The organism is Kitasatospora misakiensis (assembly GCF_042656005.1).
GTDB lineage: Bacteria > Actinomycetota > Actinomycetes > Streptomycetales > Streptomycetaceae > Kitasatospora > Kitasatospora misakiensis.
On sequence record NZ_JBHSOF010000006.1, the window covers coordinates 90416 to 105997 of the forward strand.

At 72.7% G+C, this 15582-nt stretch carries 15 protein-coding genes and 1 tRNA gene; 5 read left to right on the plus strand and 11 right to left on the minus strand.

The features are described 5' to 3' along the window. Window positions 1–55 precede the first annotated feature (55 nt). Complete coding sequence (locus tag ACFP3U_RS07355; RefSeq protein WP_380224424.1) at window positions 56–661, minus strand: hypothetical protein; 606 nt, start codon at window positions 659–661, stop codon at window positions 56–58. Window positions 662–982: 321 nt separating this feature from the next. Here ACFP3U_RS07355 and ACFP3U_RS07360 point away from each other — a divergent pair, with 321 nt between their 5' ends. Continuing rightward, window positions 983–1192 carry a DUF5703 family protein gene (locus tag ACFP3U_RS07360; protein WP_037846781.1) on the plus strand — a complete coding sequence of 70 codons (210 nt, stop codon included), beginning with the start codon at window positions 983–985 and terminating at the stop codon, window positions 1190–1192. Window positions 1193–1329: 137 nt separating this feature from the next. Here the strand turns inward: ACFP3U_RS07360 and ACFP3U_RS07365 are convergent, their stop codons facing one another. The 3 genes from ACFP3U_RS07365 to ACFP3U_RS07375 form a co-directional block, all read right to left on the minus strand. After that, window positions 1330–2247: a chaplin gene (locus ACFP3U_RS07365; protein WP_380224425.1), complete on the minus strand. Its 918-nt coding sequence runs from the start codon at window positions 2245–2247 to the stop codon at window positions 1330–1332. A 244-nt stretch (window positions 2248–2491) separates the two neighbouring features. After that, complete coding sequence (locus tag ACFP3U_RS07370) at window positions 2492–2737, minus strand: chaplin (protein ID WP_380224426.1); 246 nt, start codon at window positions 2735–2737, stop codon at window positions 2492–2494. Window positions 2738–2955: 218 nt separating this feature from the next. Continuing rightward, complete coding sequence (locus tag ACFP3U_RS07375) at window positions 2956–4299, minus strand: M20/M25/M40 family metallo-hydrolase (RefSeq protein WP_380224427.1); 1344 nt, start codon at window positions 4297–4299, stop codon at window positions 2956–2958. 252 nt (window positions 4300–4551) lie between these two features. Between ACFP3U_RS07375 and ACFP3U_RS07380 the strand changes: the two genes are divergently transcribed. Further along, window positions 4552–4636: transfer RNA gene (locus ACFP3U_RS07380), tRNA-Leu, on the plus strand. Between the two features lie 72 nt (window positions 4637–4708). On the opposite strand, the gene ACFP3U_RS07385 is transcribed toward ACFP3U_RS07380, so the two are convergent. The 4 genes from ACFP3U_RS07385 to ACFP3U_RS07400 all read right to left on the minus strand — a co-directional run bounded on the left by ACFP3U_RS07385 (window position 4709) and on the right by ACFP3U_RS07400 (window position 9636). Beyond that, window positions 4709–6166, minus strand: a complete 1458-nt coding sequence (locus tag ACFP3U_RS07385; protein WP_380224428.1) for a chloride channel protein — start codon at window positions 6164–6166, stop codon at window positions 4709–4711. 168 nt (window positions 6167–6334) lie between these two features. After that, the gene (locus ACFP3U_RS07390) at window positions 6335–7042 is read right to left on the minus strand and encodes a TetR family transcriptional regulator (protein WP_380224546.1); all 708 of its coding nucleotides are present in this window, start codon (window positions 7040–7042) and stop codon (window positions 6335–6337) included. A gap of 155 nt (window positions 7043–7197) precedes the next feature. Beyond that, complete coding sequence (locus ACFP3U_RS07395; protein WP_380224429.1) at window positions 7198–8364, minus strand: acyl-CoA dehydrogenase family protein; 1167 nt, start codon at window positions 8362–8364, stop codon at window positions 7198–7200. A gap of 93 nt (window positions 8365–8457) precedes the next feature. Then, window positions 8458–9636, minus strand: a complete 1179-nt coding sequence (locus ACFP3U_RS07400; protein ID WP_380224430.1) for an LCP family protein — start codon at window positions 9634–9636, stop codon at window positions 8458–8460. Window positions 9637–9808: 172 nt separating this feature from the next. Between ACFP3U_RS07400 and ACFP3U_RS07405 the strand changes: the two genes are divergently transcribed. Then, window positions 9809–11146 (plus strand): UDP-glucose dehydrogenase family protein, encoded by a 1338-nt coding sequence (locus ACFP3U_RS07405; protein ID WP_380224431.1) that lies wholly within the window; start codon window positions 9809–9811, stop codon window positions 11144–11146. Between the two features lie 37 nt (window positions 11147–11183). Continuing rightward, on the plus strand, window positions 11184–11597 hold the full coding sequence (locus ACFP3U_RS07410; protein ID WP_380224432.1) for a CoA-binding protein: 414 nt from the start codon (window positions 11184–11186) through the stop codon (window positions 11595–11597). 51 nt (window positions 11598–11648) lie between these two features. Here the strand turns inward: ACFP3U_RS07410 and ACFP3U_RS07415 are convergent, their stop codons facing one another. Genes ACFP3U_RS07415 through ACFP3U_RS07425 form a run of 3 tightly spaced genes read right to left on the minus strand, consistent with a single transcriptional unit; the run spans window position 11649 to window position 14658 of the window. After that, on the minus strand, window positions 11649–12881 hold the full coding sequence (locus ACFP3U_RS07415) for a dipeptidase (protein WP_380224433.1): 1233 nt from the start codon (window positions 12879–12881) through the stop codon (window positions 11649–11651). Between the two features lie 35 nt (window positions 12882–12916). Further along, the gene (purE, locus tag ACFP3U_RS07420; protein WP_380224434.1) at window positions 12917–13453 is read right to left on the minus strand and encodes a 5-(carboxyamino)imidazole ribonucleotide mutase; all 537 of its coding nucleotides are present in this window, start codon (window positions 13451–13453) and stop codon (window positions 12917–12919) included. Then, complete coding sequence (locus ACFP3U_RS07425) at window positions 13450–14658, minus strand: 5-(carboxyamino)imidazole ribonucleotide synthase (protein WP_380224435.1); 1209 nt, start codon at window positions 14656–14658, stop codon at window positions 13450–13452. Before ACFP3U_RS07425 ends, purE begins: the two co-directional genes overlap by 4 nt. Before the next feature lie 273 nt (window positions 14659–14931). Here ACFP3U_RS07425 and ACFP3U_RS07430 point away from each other — a divergent pair, with 273 nt between their 5' ends. Then, entirely contained in the window at window positions 14932–15486 is a 555-nt protein-coding gene (locus ACFP3U_RS07430) for a GtrA family protein (protein WP_380224436.1), read from the plus strand. The last annotated feature ends 96 nt before the right edge of the window (window positions 15487–15582 follow it).

Genomic DNA, 15582 nt, shown 5'->3' on the forward strand with positions numbered 1-15582 from the left:
ATCGTGCGCCCGGAGCGGCGTCGTGGGACCGGCCGACGGGGTCAGCCGCCGGAGGTCACTCCTCGGGGTCCTCGTCGTCGTAGACCTCGCTGACGTCGAAGCGGCAGATCAGCAGCTGCGGATCCGCGTGTTCGAAGGGTTCCGGCAGCCACTCCCCCGGCTCGCTCGGCTCGGCGGCGGCCACCCAGAGCGTGGAGTCGCCCTCCTCCAGCCCGAACTCCTCACTGCGGGCGGCGATCTCGTCCGGCTCGAACTCACCGAACAGCACGCCGATCGCGGCGTTCACCCCACCGCCCGAGGCCCCGTCGGGGGTCAGCGAGTCGTCCAGCCGCTCGGCCTGGGCACGCAGCCGCTTCGGGTCGACGACGTGGTAGTCACGGCGGATCAGCACACTGATCGCCTCGGGCTGTTCCGGGCCGTGGTACCCGCCCGGGCCCTCGTCCCCGGGGACCTCGAAGGGGGTGACCTCGTCGTAGGCCTCGTACAGGAGCTGGTCGTACGCGATGGCCGCCGTCGCGAGCTGCTCGTAGGCGGTGGACACAGCGGAATCGTCCGCTGCGCTGGGGCTTGACACCGCTTCCAGATGACGGTCGATGGCGGCCTTGACCGCCTCGGCGGCGGCGCGTACCTCGGCAATGGTGGGCTGCGCGGCATCAGACATGGTGCAGACGCTATCTCCCCTCGGTGCCGGTACGCACAGCGGTTGTCACCTACAACCGCGATTTCACCGCAACTTCCTCCGCGATGTCCGTTCCGGGTGGTTCTGTACCCCCTCGGGGAGCGTCCGACGGCGCGCGCCGGGCGTGCACGCGAGCCCGTCCGGGTGTCGCTTCACCGGGCGCGCCCGGGGTATGCAAACCACAGGAGCAACGGAACTGATGTCCAGTCAGTGCGGTGCGGGTCCGGGCGGCCGAAAATACCCGGGCCCGTTGTCGGAGGCAGGCCGTAGGCTTGCGCGCAGGTGTCCCACAGGAGGAGCGTTTTGACCCCACCGAAGCCGGTCCGGCAGCCGGAGTACGAATACCAGTCGCTGCGCATGCCGCGCGGGACGTCCCGCAACGCGGCACGTCAACTCCTCACCGATCACGCCGAGTACGGGCACTGGGAGCTGGACAGACTCCGGCTGTTCCCGGACGGGAGCCGGACCGTGCTGCTGCGCCGGCGGATCATCCGGCAGGTCCGGAGCTGGTGAGGGCGAGCCGAGGCCGGTGACGGCGACCGCACGGCGACCGCACGGCGACCGGGGCACCGCGGGACTGCGGTGCCCCGGCCCCGCGCGGAGTCCCGGCCCAGTGCGGCGTCAGCCCGGGGCCGGGACTCCGGGAGCACTCAGCGGGCGCCGGCGCGGGCGCGGCGGTAGAGGACGCCGCCGCCGATCAGCAGGGCGAGGCCGGCCGCACCGAGCAGCTCGGTGTCGCCCGCGCCGGTGGAGGCCAGCTGGGTGCCGGCCGCGGCGGTCGCGGCGGCGGACGGGGCCGCGGACGGGCTGCCGGTTCGCGCGGCGGCCGGGTGCGCCAGGCCGGGGGTCCCCCGGTCCGCCGACCCGCCCTGCTGCGCGCCGGGGCCGCTGCCCGCCGGGCCCGCGGAGCCGCCGGTCGTCCCGGTGGTGCCGGTGCCGGGCGGCACCACGGCGGTCGGGCCGCCGTTGCGGGGGGTGCCCGGCGTGCTCTCACCGCTGCTCGGGCTCTGGGTGACGGGCGGCGTCGAGGGCTGACCGGTGGCGGGCGGCGGCGGGTTGTGCGAACCGTGCTCCTCCGGGCAGTCGTCGTCGGGCTTGGCGGGCGAGGTGTGCGCGGGCGCCGCCGCATTGGCGCAGTCGTTGCCGAACGCCGGGTTGGCGGCGCCGACCACGTCGACCGAGTTCCCGCAGGCGTTGACGGGCACGTGCACCGGGGCCTGGACGCTGTTGCCGGAAGCCACACCGGGCGAGTCGGCGGCCGTACCGGAGGCGGCCGAGCCCGAGGCCGACTTGCCGCCGCCCGCGTGCGCGCCGCCCGGACGCCCGGAGGCGTTGGCGCAGTTGTTGCCGTACGCCGGGTTCAGCACGCCGACCACGTCGACCGTGTTGCCGCAGGCGTTGATCGGCACCTCGACCGGCACCTGCACCGAGTTGCCGGACGCGACCCCCGGCGAACCCACCGCCGCGCCCTCCGCCCCGGCGGTCGCGCTGGCGTAACCGGCGGTCGAGGCCAGCACACTGCCCGTGGCCACGGCCGTGAGGAGCCCCTTCTTGGCTGCGTTCCTCATATTTTCCCCTGACATTTCGAGACGACGTGACGACCTTCCGAAAGTCGGAATTTCCGATTGGGCGGAGAGGTCCTCGGGTGTATGGGAGAAAACGAAGCAACTCGCGGGGAGGTTGAGCCGTGCGGCCCCTGTTCACTCTTTCGAGGGATGTCATGGGCTGACCCGGGGGCGCGCCCGACAAGCAGGCGCCCCCGGGGCGGCGCGCACGCCGCCCCGGGGGCCCGACTCAACGACCCGCGAGGGCTCAGACGTTCGCGCAGGAGTTGCCGAACGCCGGGTTCAGCACGCCGATCACGCTGACGGAGTTGCCACACGCGTTCACCGGGATGTGCACCGGGACCTGGACCAGGTTGCCGGACACGACACCCGGGGAACCGGCGGCCACACCCTCGGCAGCGGCCCCGCCGTGAGCGGAAGCGACACCGGAGACGGCGAGCACCAGGCCACCGGTGGCGGCGGTCACGGCGGCGATCTTCTTGACCTTCATCATTCCTCCTGTATGAACACCCGGATATCGGTTCCGGGCTGTCACAGGAAGAAACGACGTTGCGGCAAACGGGGTACGGAACAGGCGTTGCATTCACCCGGACCGGTGATACGACGAACATGTCATCGATCTGTCGGCTCGGGCGACGAGGCGGACGGTGGGGCTGGAGGGGCCGGACGAGGGGAGCCGCGCGGCAGGTCACCGCGCGGCTCCCGCCCAGGTCAGCAGGCGTCGATGAACCGGTCCAGCACCCGCACGCCGAACTTCAGACCGTCCACCGGTACCCGCTCGTCCACCCCGTGGAACATCCCGGCGAAGTCCAGCTCCGGCGGCAGCTGCAGCGGGGCGAAGCCGAAGCAGCGGATCCCGAGGTCCTGGAAGGACTTGGCGTCCGTCCCGCCGGACAGGCAGTACGGCACGGCGCGGGCGATCGGGTCCTCGGCGCGCAGCGCGGTCTGCATCGCCTCGACCAGGGCGCCGTCGAAGCTGGTCTCGATCGCCTTGTCCGAGTGCAGGCTCTCCCGCTTCACGCGCGGGCCGAGCACGCTGTCCAGCTCGGCCAGGAACTCCTCCTCGTAGCCGGGCAGGAAGCGGCCGTCCACATGCGCGGTGGCCTGGCCGGGGATGACGTTCACCTTGTAGCCGGCACCGAGCATGGTCGGCTGGGCGGTGTTGCGCAGCGTGGTGCCGATCATCTTGGCGATGCCGCCCAGCACCCGGAGCGTCTCGTCCATGTTCTCCGGGTCGAGCTCGACGCCCAGCGCGTCCGACAGCTCGTCCAGGAAGGCCCGGACGGTCTTGGTGATGCGCAGCGGGAACTGGTGGCGCCCGAGGCGGGCGACCGCCTCGCACAGCTCGGTGATGGCGTTGTCGTCGTTCTCCATCGACCCGTGCCCGGCCCGGCCCTCGACCGTGAGCCGCATCCAGTGCATGCCCTTCTCGGCCGTCTCCACCAGGTAGAGCCTGGTGCGGTCGTTGACGGTGAAGGAGAAGCCGCCGACCTCGCCGATCGCCTCGGTCACGCCCTCGAAGAGCCCCGGGTGCTTGTCCACCAGGTACCGGGCGCCGTACGTGCCGCCCGCCTCCTCGTCGGCGAGGAAGGCCAGCACCAGGTCGCGCGGGGGCTTGCGGCCGGTGCGCAGCCGGTCGCGGACCACCGCCAGGGTCATCGCGTCCATGTCCTTCATGTCGACCGCGCCGCGCCCCCAGACGCAGCCGTCCGCGATCTCGCCGGCGAACGGGTCGTACGTCCAGTCCGCGGCGTTGGCCGGCACCACGTCGGTGTGCCCGTGGATCAGCAGGCCCGGACGCGAGCGGTCCTCACCCTCGATCCGGACGACGGTGGACGCGCGCCCCTTGGCCGACTCGATGATCTGCGGTTCGAGGCCGAACTCGGCGAGCTGCTCGGCCACGTACTCGGCGGCCTTCCGCTCGCCCGGGCCGGAACCGTCGCCGTAGTTGCTGGTGTCGATCCGGATCAGATCGCGGCAGATGTCGGCGACCTCGGACTCTCCCGTCACCTTCGGTGCCTCCGCCCGCCCCGCCGACTCGCTCCGCTCGCTCACGGTCACTCCTCGTCTCTGGCCCGCACCGACGCCCCAGCGGCGCCCCGAGACCTGCACCCGGGTCGCACGAGCACGTCCGCCCATCCTCTCCCAGCCCCCGACCCGGATCCACCCCCAGGAAACACGCCGACACACCGCCGCAACCCCCACTCCCCCATCCGGAGCCGTTTTGGGACCCGCAGCAGATCACTGCTACAGTTACATCTGTCAGCGCGGCCGACGAACAGAAGGAAGCCGCAAGGACAACACCCCGTCCGGGTGGCGGAATGGCAGACGCGCTAGCTTGAGGTGCTAGTGCCCTTTATCGGGCGTGGGGGTTCAAGTCCCCCCTCGGACACCGCTGAGCGGGCCAGGAGAAATCCTGGCCCGCTTTTCGTTTTCCCGGTTTCCCGATGAGTGGTGGGCTCGGTCACGGAGCGTGGTCGGCGGGCGCGCCGGCCGGGGCCTGGGCCGCCGGTGGGCGAGGGGCGAGACGGCCGCGCAGCAGTTCGGCGACGACGAAGGACGTCACGGCGGTCACCAGCAGCAGCGGGAGGGAGTCCGGCGCCTCCGGTCCCAGCAGGGCGGCCGCCAGCACGGTGCTGGTGACCGGCAGCCGGGTGACCGCCGTCGCGGCGGCGGCCAGGCCGACCGCCAGGCCCGACTCGGTGCCGAGACCGGGCAGCGGGCCGCAGACCACCCCGACGGCGGCGCCGATCAGCACCGCGGGGAAGATCGGACCGCCGCGCAGACTGCCCAGGGCGATGCCCCAGGCGGCCGTCTTGCAGAGCGTCAGCGCCAGCAGCGCGAACACCGACCAGGCCGCCGGGTCCGCTGCCAGCGCGCCCAGGGTGGCCTGGCCGGAGAGCGCCGCCTCCTCCGGCGAGCGGTCCGTCAGCAGGGCGTACGCGGAGATGCACGCGCCGACCGCGATCGCGCACAGCACCGTGCGGAGCGCGGTCTGCCGGGTCGTCGGCGGCGGCCCGGCGCGCTCCGGGTCGCCGACGGTGAAGGCCTTGACCCGGTGGCCGAGCGTCTGGCCGGCCACGCAGATCACGGTGACGGCGACGGCGACCGGCAGGCCCCAGAGGAAGTCGCCCGGGTCCGGGACCCCGCCCGGTGGTTCCGAGGGCAGCGAGAGGGCGCCGACCGAGAGCCCGGTCCAGTGGCCGAAGCCGGTGAAGACCAGCGCGCCGACGCCGCTCGCCAGCAGGCACGGCATGATCAGCAGCAGGAGTTGCGGCCCGCCGAGACCGGCCGCCTCGATCATCATCACGGCCGCCACCAGCGGGCTGCCGAAGATGGTGGAGATCGCCGCCGTCGCACCGGCCGCGCCGAGCACCGGCACCATCTGGGGCCGGGCCGCGCGGCGGGACGGCCGGACGGCGAGCAGCGCCAGTCCGCCGCCCATCGCCATCAGCGGTGCCTCCGGGCCGAGCACCGCGCCGAGCGGCAGGCAGGCGAGGGCCGCGAGGACGACGCCGGGCACCGTCCTCGGCGGGGCGGGCGGTCCGCCCAGGCCGTCCACCGGGATGTGGCCGCCCCGGCCGGGCACCCGGGTGACGATCGGCGCGAGCAGCAGGCCGGCCAGCAGCAGCGCGGGCAGCGGCCACCACCAGGGCGCGCGGTCGTGGCCGAGGGCCTCCGGGAGGCTCTCCCAGATCCAGTGCTGGAGCTGGTGCTCCAGGCCGACGAACCAGAAGGCGGCCAGCGAGACCGGGACGCCGACCAGGGCCGAGATCAGGAGGAGGCCGAGGTAGCCCTTGGAGCGCAGCACCCCGTGCACGGTGGGGGACGGCCGTCCGGGCTCCGGGTCGGCGCGGGTGGCCGGGTCGGCGCGGGCCGTCGGGTCCTCGCTCCCGCTCGGACCACCGGTCGGCTCGGCCATCGTCCGCCTCCGTCGCGCTCCCCGGGCCGGTCCGGCTCCGGCCGCGTCCTGGGACCGAGTCTCGCCCGCGACGGAGGCTGTCGCACGGCGGGCAACCGCCCGGGCCCGGCGCGCCCCGGCGGGGGTTGCGCCGGGCGGGTGAGCGCCCCGGTCACCCGGTAAGCGAGGTCAGTCCTGCTGAATCCGCCGGGGCTCGCCGAGGGCGCTCTCGATGCCCTGGACCATCCGCCAGAGCGGCGCCCGGCGGCTGGCGACCAGGACCACGACGTCGTCCTGCTCCGCCGGGCCGAGGCCGTCCGAGGCCGCGTCCCCCCCGGCGGCGCGCTCGCTCCAGGTGTCGGTGACGAAGGCCATCGCCCGGTCCACCTCGGCCACCCAGTCGCTCTCGCCGCCCGAGCGGAGCCAGGTGCGCAGGGCGTGGTTGTGCGCGGCGACCACCGCGGCGGCGACCACGTCGGCCCGCAGCGGCCCGTCCGGGCGCTCGGCGAAGCGGCCGCGCAGGTAGTGCGCCAGGGTGTGCTCGTAGCGCCAGACGACGGACAGCTCGTAGGCGCGCAGGCCGGGCACCTTGCGGGTGAGGCGGTAGCGCTGGACGGAGAAGGACGGCTGCTCGGCGTACATCCGCAGGACGAGCCGGGCGGCGTCGCCCGCGTGCCGGACCGGGTCCTCCTCACCGGTGCCGGACTCCAGGAACTCCGTCATCTCGGCGAGGCCGCGCTCGTGGTCGGGGAAGACCACGTCCTCCTTGGCCGGGAAGTAGCGGAAGAAGGAGCGCCGGCCGACGCCGGCGAGCGAGACGATGTCGTCGATCGTGGTCTGCTCGAAGCCGCGTTCCAGGAAGAGCTCGAAGGCGGCGGCAACCAGCGCCTCGCGCATCGCGGGCTTCGGATGCCCGTCGTTCATGGGCTGGTCCTGCTCTTCCTTCTCGCTCATTCCCGGAACATAGCATCGGCCTCGAACACCCGGACCGGCCCGCGTACGGCGGTGGTCCGGGGGCCCGAGGGCGGGTACCGCGGAGGCCCCGGGCGGGGCTACGGCAGGTTGCGGGCCATCACGATGCGCTGGATCTGGTTGGTGCCCTCGTAGATCTGCGTGATCTTCGCGTCCCGCATCATCCGCTCCAACGGGTAGTCCCGCGTGTACCCGTACCCACCCAGCAACTGCACCGCGTCCGTCGTGATCTCCATCGCCGCGTCCGACGCGAAACACTTCGCCGCCGCCCCGAAGAACGTCAGATCCGCATCCGTACGCTGCGACTTCGCCGCCGCCGCATACGTCAACTGCCGCGCCGCCTCCAACTTCATCGCCATGTCCGCCAACATGAACTGCACACCCTGGAAATCACCGATCGGCTTCCCGAACTGCTTCCGCTCCCGCACATAGCCCTTCGCGTAGTCCAACGCCCCCTGCGCGATCCCCAACGCCTGCGCCGCGATCGTCACCCGCGTGTGGTCCAGGGTCTTCATCGCCGTCGCGAACCCCGTCCCCTCCGCGCCGATCATCCGGTCCGCCGGGATCCGCACATTGTCGAAGTACACCTCACGCGTCGGCGACCCCTTGATGCCCAACTTCCGCTCCGGCGCGCCGAAGGAGACGCCCTCGTCGCCCTTCTCCACCACGAACGCCGAAATGCCCTTCGACCGCAGCTCCGGATCCGTCACCGCCATCACGGTGTAGAACTCCGACACACCCGCGTTGGTGATCCAGCGCTTCACACCGTTCAGCACCCAGAAGTCCCCGTCCCGCACCGCCCGGGTCTTCATCCCCGCCGCGTCCGAACCCGCCTCCGGCTCCGACAGGCAGTACGAGAACATCCCCTCACCCCGGGCCAGCGCGCCCAGGTACTTCGCCTTCAACTCCTCCGAACCGGACAGCTGCACCGGCAGCGAGCCGAGCTTGTTCACCGCCGGGATCAACGAGGACGAGGCGCACACCCGCGCCACCTCCTCGATCACGATCACCGTCGCCAACGCGTCCGCCCCCGCACCACCGAACTCCTCCGGCACATGCACCGCATGCAGGTCATTGCCCTGCAACGCGTCCAACGCCTCCTGCGGGAACCGCCCCTGCTCGTCCACCTCCGCCGCGAACGGAGCGATCTTCGCCTCGGCCAGCGAACGCACCGCCTCACGGAGCATCTCGTGCTCCTCGGAGATCCGGAAGAGATCGAAGTCCGCCGCCCCTGCGCTGCCCGCCATGATTCCTGCCTCTTCGGAGAGTCGTGCCAGCTGTGAAACCGGTTAGTTACCGTTAAGTAGAGATCCTAGGCCGCCGACCTGCGGCTGCCTAGGTCAGTCGACCTCCGTGCCGAGGGTGTCGCCGGCCTTGTGCTGCTGGAAGTACTGGTCCGTCCGGTCGTTGCGGATCGCCTCCCACAGCTGCTCCGCCGGGCGGTCCGCCAGCAGCACCACACTCTGCTCCCCGCGGGTGGCGAACCCGCCGAACGGCGCGTTCATGAAGCGGACGTCGTCGGCGCGCAGCGAGCGCAGGCCCCAGACGAGTTGGAACAGGTCGGTGTTGGAGAGCCGGTCGTCGACGCTGACCACCTCGCCGACCGTGCCCAGCAGGCCGCCCAGCCGCGACGGGCTGGTGAGCGTGCCGGAGTCCATCACCTTGAGCATCAGCGCGCGCAGGAAGTTCTGCTGGCGCTTGGTGCGGTCGAGGTCTCCGCCGGGCAGACCGTAGCGCTCGCGGACGTAGAGCAGCGCGGTGGCGCCGTCCATGTGGTGGGTGCCGGCCTCCCAGGCGCGGGCCTCGCCGACGCCCTCGATGGTGCGTGGGACGGTGATGTCCACGCCGCCGACCGCGTCGGTGAGGGCGCGGAAGCCGTTCCAGTCGATCACCGCGAGGTGGTCGATCCGGATGCCGGTGAGGTTCTGCACCGTCTCGGTCATCAGCGCCGGGCCGCCCCAGGAGTAGGCGGCGTTCAGCTTGGCCTCGCCGTGGCCGGGGACCGGCACCCAGGTGTCCCGGGGCAGTGAGACCAGGGTGGCCGAGCTCCGGTCGTCCGAGAGGTGCAGCAGCATCATGGTGTCGCTGCGGGCCGCGCCGGCCTGCCAGGCCGGCGCCTTGGCGGCGCTGCCGGTGGTGGGGGTGTCGGAGCGGGCGTCCAGGCCGACCAGCAGGAGGTTGAGGCCGCTGCCGGGGACGGGTTTCGGCTGGGCGGACTCCGGCGCGGTCGGGAAGGCGTCCGGGATGCGGTGCACGGAGGAGGCGTAGTGCTCGGCGGTCCACCAGAGGGCGCCGCAGCCGCCGAGGACGAGGACGAGCAGGGTGGAGAGGGTCCAGAACAGCACCCGGCGGGTGCGGCGGCGACGGGCCGGCGGCTCGGGCGCGGGCTCGGGCTCCGCCCCCTCACCAGGACCGCCTCCGCCCGCTTCGTCCGGCCGCTCGCGCGGCTCGAAGAGGCTCAGTCCGGGCGGGACCGGCCGCCGTACGGGCTCGTCCGACTGCTCGTCCTCCGGCTCCATGCGCGTATTGTGCCGCCGGCCGCGGCCCCCGCGGGGAGCTTTCGGGACAACGGCCGGAACCGGGACCCTCCGGGACGGTCTGGGCGCTTCCCCCACGGCCGGATAGCATCGGTGGGCGCGACCCCACCGGACCGCGCCGCACGTCGCCCGTCGCACGCCCGAAGGGGAAACCGTGACCCTCCGCATCTCCGTGATCGGCACCGGCTATCTCGGTGCCACCCACGCCGCCGCCATGGCGGAGTTCGGCTTCGAGGTGCTGGGTCTGGACATCGATCCGGAGAAGATCGCCACCCTCACCGCCGGCCAGGTCCCGATGTACGAGCCGGGCCTGTCCGAGCTGCTGCTCAAGCACGTGGCGGGCCACGAGGGTTCGACCGGGCGGCTGCGCTTCACCACCTCCGCCCAGGAGGCCGCCGAGTTCGGCGACGTGCACTTCGTCTGCGTCAACACGCCGCAGCGCAAGGGCGAGTTCGCCGCCGACATGTCCTACGTGGACGCCGCGATCGACTCGCTCGCCCCCTATCTGACCCGCCCGGTGCTGGTGGTCGGCAAGTCCACGGTGCCGGTCGGCTCGGCGGGCCGGCTGGCCGAGCGGCTGGCCGCCCTCGCCCCGGTCGGCGAGGCTGCCGAACTCGCCTGGAACCCGGAGTTCCTGCGCGAGGGCTTCGCCGTCGACGACACGCTGCGCCCGGACCGGATCGTGGTCGGCGCCCGCAGCGAGCGCGCCGAGCGGCTGCTGCGCGAGGTGTACGCCCAGCCGATCTCCGCCGGGGTGCCGTTCCTGGTCACCGACTACGCGACCGCCGAGCTGGTGAAGACCGCCGCCAACTCCTTCCTGGCCACCAAGATCTCCTTCATCAACGCGATGGCGGAGGTCTGCGAGGCGGCCGGCGCCGACGTCACCCAGCTGAGCGCGGCCCTCGCGCTGGACGAGCGGATCGGCGGCAAGTTCCTCAACTCCGGCCTGGGCTTCGGCGGCGGCTGCCTGCCCAAGGACATCCGGGCGTTCATGGCCCGGGCCGGCGAGCTGGGCGCCGACCAGGCCCTGACCTTCCTCCGCGAGGTCGACTCGATCAACATGCGCCGCCGCTCCCGGATGGTCGAGCTGGCCCGCGAGCAGTGCGACGGCGGCTTCCTGGGCCGGCGGATCGCCGTCCTCGGCGCCGCCTTCAAGCCCAACTCGGACGACATCCGGGACTCGCCCGCGCTGAACGTGGCCGCCCAGATCCAGCTCCAGGGCGCGCAGGTCACCGTCTACGACCCCAAGGCGATGGACAACGCGCGCAAGATGTTCCCCGGCCTGGCCTACGCCGACTCCGCCCTGGAGGCCGCCGAGGGGGCGCACGTCGTCCTGCACCTCACCGAGTGGCAGGAGTTCCGCCGGCTCGACCCGGCCGAGCTGGGCGCGGTCGTCGCCGAGCGCCGCCTGCTCGACGGCCGCAACGTCCTGGACGCCGACGCCTGGCGCGCCGCCGGCTGGACGTACCGGGCGCTCGGCCGCCCCAGCTGACGGGAATCCCCGCCCCCGGGCGGTCGTTGCCCCGGGCATGACGAACTACGGCGACGAAGCGACGGTCCGCTCCATCCTCACCGCCAAGGGCGACACCTGGGCGGTGGTCGGCCTGTCCACCAACACCGCCCGGGCCGCGTACGGGGTGGCCCAGGTGCTGCAGCGCCACGGCAAGCGGATCGTGCCCGTCCACCCGAAGGCCGAGACGGTCCTCGGCGAGCCGGGCTACCGCTCGCTCGCCGACATCCCGTTCCCGGTGGACGTGGTGGACGTGTTCGTGAACAGCGAGCTGGCCGGCGAGGTGGCGGACCAGGCGGTGGCCGTGGGGGCGAAGGCGGTCTGGTTCCAGCTCGGCGTGGTCGACGAGGAGGCCTACGCCCGGACCACCGGCGCCGGGGTGGAGATGGTCATGGACAGGTGCCCCGCGATCGAGTTCCCGCGGCTGGGCTGAGCCCGCGGGTCCCGGCGGGGCGGTGTGGCCCGCCCCGCCGCGACCAGGCGGTCAGCCGAGGCCGCCCGAGCCGTCCAGACCGGGCAGGGTGGCGAGGGACGGGGTGCGGCCTCCGGCGCGCAGGCGCGCGGCGGCCGTCTCGGCGTCGCGCAGGACGCGCACCGCGTTGTGCCAGGTGAGCTTGGAGAGGTCCGCCTCCGACCAGCCGCGGCGCAGCAGTTCGGCGATCAGGTTGGGGTAGCCGGCGACGTCGTCGAGGCCGTCGGGGAGGAAGGCGGTGCCGTCGAAGTCGCCGCCGATGCCGATGTGGTCGATGCCGGCGACCTCGCGCATGTGGTCGAGGTGGTCGGCGACGGTGGAGACGGTGGCGACCGGGCGGGGGTTGGCCTCCTCGTAGGCGCGCTGGCAGGCCATCCCGGCGGGGGTGGTGTCGAGGTGGTCGAAGCCGTGGGCGCGCATGTTCTCGTCGGCGGCGGCCGTCCACTCGATCGCGGCGGGCAGGATGAACTTGGGCACGAAGGTGGCCATCGCCACCCCGCCGTTGCCGGCGAGCAGGGCCAGCACGTCGTCGGGGACGTTGCGCGGGTGGCCGCAGACCGCGCGGGACGAGGAGTGCGAGAACAGCACCGGGGCCTCGCTGACCCGCAGGGCGTCGCGCATGGTGTCGGCCGAGACGTGCGAGAGGTCGACGAGCATGCCGAGCCGGTTCATCTCCCGGACGACCTCCTCGCCGAAGGCGGTGAGGCCGCCCGCGGCGGGCTTGTCGGTGGCGGAGTCGGCCCACGGCGTGTTGTCGTTGTGGGTGAGCGTCATGTAGCGGACGCCGAGCGCGTACAGGGCGCGCAGGGTGGCGAGCGAGCAGTCGATCGAGTGGCCGCCCTCGGCGCCGATGAGGGAGGCGATCCGGCCCTCGGCGCGGGCGGCCTCCAGGTCGTCGGCGGTGAGCGCGAGCCGCAGCCGGTCGGGGAAGCGGTCGACCAGGGCGTGGACGAAGTCGATCTGTTCGAGGGTGGCGCTGACCGCGTGGTCCCCGGCGAGCCGGCTCGGCACGTAGACGGACCAGAACTGCGCGCCGACCCCGCCCGCGGTGAGGCGGACGAGGTCGGTGTGCAGCCGCGCGCTCTGGTCGGCGGCCAGGTCGAGCGCGTCGAGGTCGTAGCCGGCCTGTTCGCGCATCGCCCAGGGGAGGTCGTTGTGGCCGTCCACCACGGGGGCGGTGCGGAGGACGGCCCGGGCGCGCTCCAGCAGGGCGGCGGGGGTGGAGTCCAGCAGCTCAGAGGTCATAAAAGCTGTTGTATCCGACCAGGATGCTTTTATGACTACTTTCCGAAGCCGAACGAGGCGGAACCCGCCACCTTGGCCCGGAGCTTCTTGCCCTTCTCGGTGGCCTGGCTGTTCAGCTCGGCCTGGAACTCGGTCATCCGCTCGGTGAGGTCCGCGTCGAAGGCGGCCAGCATCCGGACGGCGAGCAGGCCCGCGTTGCGCGCGCCCGCCACCGAGACGGTGGCCACCGGCACGCCGGCCGGCATCTGCACGATCGACAGCAGGCTGTCCATGCCGTCCAGGTAGCGCAGCGGCACCGGCACGCCGATCACCGGCAGCGGGGTGACCGAGGCGAGCATGCCCGGCAGGTGGGCGGCGCCGCCGGCGCCCGCGATGATCGCCTTCAGGCCGCGCTTGTGGGCGCTCTCGCCGTACGCGACCATCTCGCGCGGCATCCGGTGCGCGGAGACGACGTCGACCTCGTAGGGGATCTCGAACTCGTCGAGCGCCTGGGCGGCGGCCTCCATCACCGGCCAGTCGGAGTCCGAGCCCATGACGATGCCGACGAGCGGGGAGGTGGGGGTAGACGTCATTCGGTGATCGTTCCTCGCAGGTAGGCGGCCGCGTGGCGGGCGCGCTCACGGACGTCGTCGAGGTCCTCCCCGAAGACGTTGACGTGGCCGACCTTGCGGCCGGGCTTCACGTCCTTGCCGTACATGTGGATGCGCAGGCCCGGGTCACGGGCCATGCAGTGCAGGAAGGCGTGGTACATGTCCGGGTAGTCGCCGCCGAGGACGTTGACCATGACGGTCCACCCGGCGCGCGGCCGGGGGTCGCCGAGCGGCAGGTCGAGCACGGCCCGCAGGTGGTTCTCGAACTGCGAGGTGACGGCGCCGTCCTGGCTCCAGTGACCGGAGTTGTGCGGGCGCATGGCCAGCTCGTTGACCAGGATCCGGCCGTCCCGGGTCTGGAACAGCTCGACCGCGAGGTGGCCGGTGATGTCCAGCTCGCCGGCGATCCGCAGGGCGAGCTGCTGGGCCTCGTCGGAGAGCGCGGGGTCGAGGCCGGGCGCGGGGGCGGTGACCTCGGCGCAGACGCCGTTCTCCTGGACGCTCTCCACCACCGGGTAGGCGACCGCCTGGCCGCTGGGCGAGCGGACCACGTTGGCGGCCAGCTCGCGGACGAAGTCGACCTTCTCCTCGGCGAGCACCGGGACGCCGGCCAGGAACGGCGCCCGGGCCTCCTCCTCGTCGCCGACGACCCAGACGCCCTTGCCGTCGTAGCCGCCGCGGACGGTCTTCAGCACCACCGGGTAGCCCGCCCGCCGCCCTCCGCCACCCTCGCCCGACAGGGCTTCGCCCTGGCCCCTCTTGAGCTCCTCGGCGAAGGCGGTCACGTCGGCCGGGTCGGCGACCAGCCGGTGCCGGGGGCAGGGGACGCCGATGGAGTCGAGCTTCGCCCGCATCACACCCTTGTCCTGGGCGTTGACCAGCGCGTCCGGGCCGGGCCGGACGGCGATGCCGTCGGCCTGCAGGGCCCGCAGGTGCTCGGTCGGCACGTGCTCGTGGTCGAAGGTGATCACGTCGCAGCCGGCGGCGAAGCGGCGGAGGGTGTCCAGGTCGCGGTAGTCGCCGAGGACGACGTCGGAGACGACCTGCGCCGCCGAGTCCTGGGGGGTGTCGGCGAGGAGCTTGAACCGGATCCCGAGCGGGATGCCCGCCTGGTGTGCCATGCGGGCCAGCTGCCCGCCGCCGATCATGCCCACCACTGGAAAATTCGTGTTGCCCGGGGAAGTCACCCCGCCAGGATATCCGGGCCGGTCGGAGGCGGTGGAACCGCTCCCGGCGCTACCGCGTCCCTGTCGTGGGGCCGCGTGGGGTCAGGTACGGGGGGCTGAGCCGATCGGCGGAACCGGGTAGCCTGGACGGCCAGGTCCTGATACGCGCGATCCGATCATGTGCGTGCACGCAGGGCTCAAGGGGCCCGCGGCACATCCGCCCCGGCGCCCTTTCGTCCGCAGGCACACCGCAGGCACAACGCAGGCACACGCAGCACATGGAGGCAGCCCGGTATGGCGACGACCACGGCGTCGAATCCCTCGCTGACGGAGAAACTGCGCGGCCTGTCGGGCGAGGCGGTGAAGTTCGGTCTGGTCGGCCTCAGCGGCGTCGTGGTCAACTTCGCCGTCTTCTGGGTCTGCATCAATGGTCTGCACCTCGCTTCACTGCGGTCCAACATCGCCGCCACGCTGGTCGCGATCGCCACCAACTACCTGGGCTACCGCTACTGGCTGTACCGGGACCGGGACGCCGCCTCGCGCAAGCGCGAGATCACGCTGTTCCTGCTGTTCAGCGGCGCCGGCATGCTGATCGAGACCGGGGTGCTCGGCGTCTCGGTGTACGCGCTCGGGCTCGACTCGCACGTCGAGCAGCTGGCCGCGAAGGTCGGCGGCCTCGCGCTGGGCACGGTGTTCCGCTTCGTCTCGTACCGGACCTGGGTGTTCAAGGCCGTTCCGGAGCCGGTGGCCGAGGCGCCCGCCGCCGTACCGGCCCCGGCCGCCGGGGTGGTCGCCCAGGCCGAGCTGGTGCTGGCCGCCGAGCAGATCCGGCTCGCCAAGGCCGAGTAGCCTCCCCTCCCCGGTTGCCGCGGGCGCGGCCGCAGGAGGACAGTGGTGACCGAGGGCGAGCACGGCCGGCGAACGATCATCGAGGCCAGGGGGACG

Bases quoted from the DNA above. Each gene is read 5' to 3' on its own strand.
- ACFP3U_RS07355 (WP_380224424.1), bottom strand. From the start codon at position 661: ATGTCTGATGCCGCGCAGCCCACCATTGCCGAGGTACGCGCCGCCGCC.
- ACFP3U_RS07385 (WP_380224428.1), bottom strand. From the start codon at position 6,166: ATGGCCGAGCCGACCGGTGGTCCGAGCGGGAGCGAGGACCCGACGGCC.
- ACFP3U_RS07390 (WP_380224546.1), bottom strand. From the start codon at position 7,042: ATGCGCGAGGCGCTGGTTGCCGCCGCCTTCGAGCTCTTCCTGGAACGC.
- ACFP3U_RS07415 (WP_380224433.1), bottom strand. From the start codon at position 12,881: ATGACCTCTGAGCTGCTGGACTCCACCCCCGCCGCCCTGCTGGAGCGC.
- ACFP3U_RS07365 (WP_380224425.1), bottom strand. From the start codon at position 2,247: ATGAGGAACGCAGCCAAGAAGGGGCTCCTCACGGCCGTGGCCACGGGC.
- ACFP3U_RS07430 (WP_380224436.1), top strand. From the start codon at position 14,932: ATGGCGACGACCACGGCGTCGAATCCCTCGCTGACGGAGAAACTGCGC.
- ACFP3U_RS07395 (WP_380224429.1), bottom strand. From the start codon at position 8,364: ATGGCGGGCAGCGCAGGGGCGGCGGACTTCGATCTCTTCCGGATCTCC.
- purE (WP_380224434.1), bottom strand. From the start codon at position 13,453: ATGACGTCTACCCCCACCTCCCCGCTCGTCGGCATCGTCATGGGCTCG.
- ACFP3U_RS07370 (WP_380224426.1), bottom strand. From the start codon at position 2,737: ATGATGAAGGTCAAGAAGATCGCCGCCGTGACCGCCGCCACCGGTGGC.
- ACFP3U_RS07410 (WP_380224432.1), top strand. From the start codon at position 11,184: ATGACGAACTACGGCGACGAAGCGACGGTCCGCTCCATCCTCACCGCC.
- ACFP3U_RS07400 (WP_380224430.1), bottom strand. From the start codon at position 9,636: ATGGAGCCGGAGGACGAGCAGTCGGACGAGCCCGTACGGCGGCCGGTC.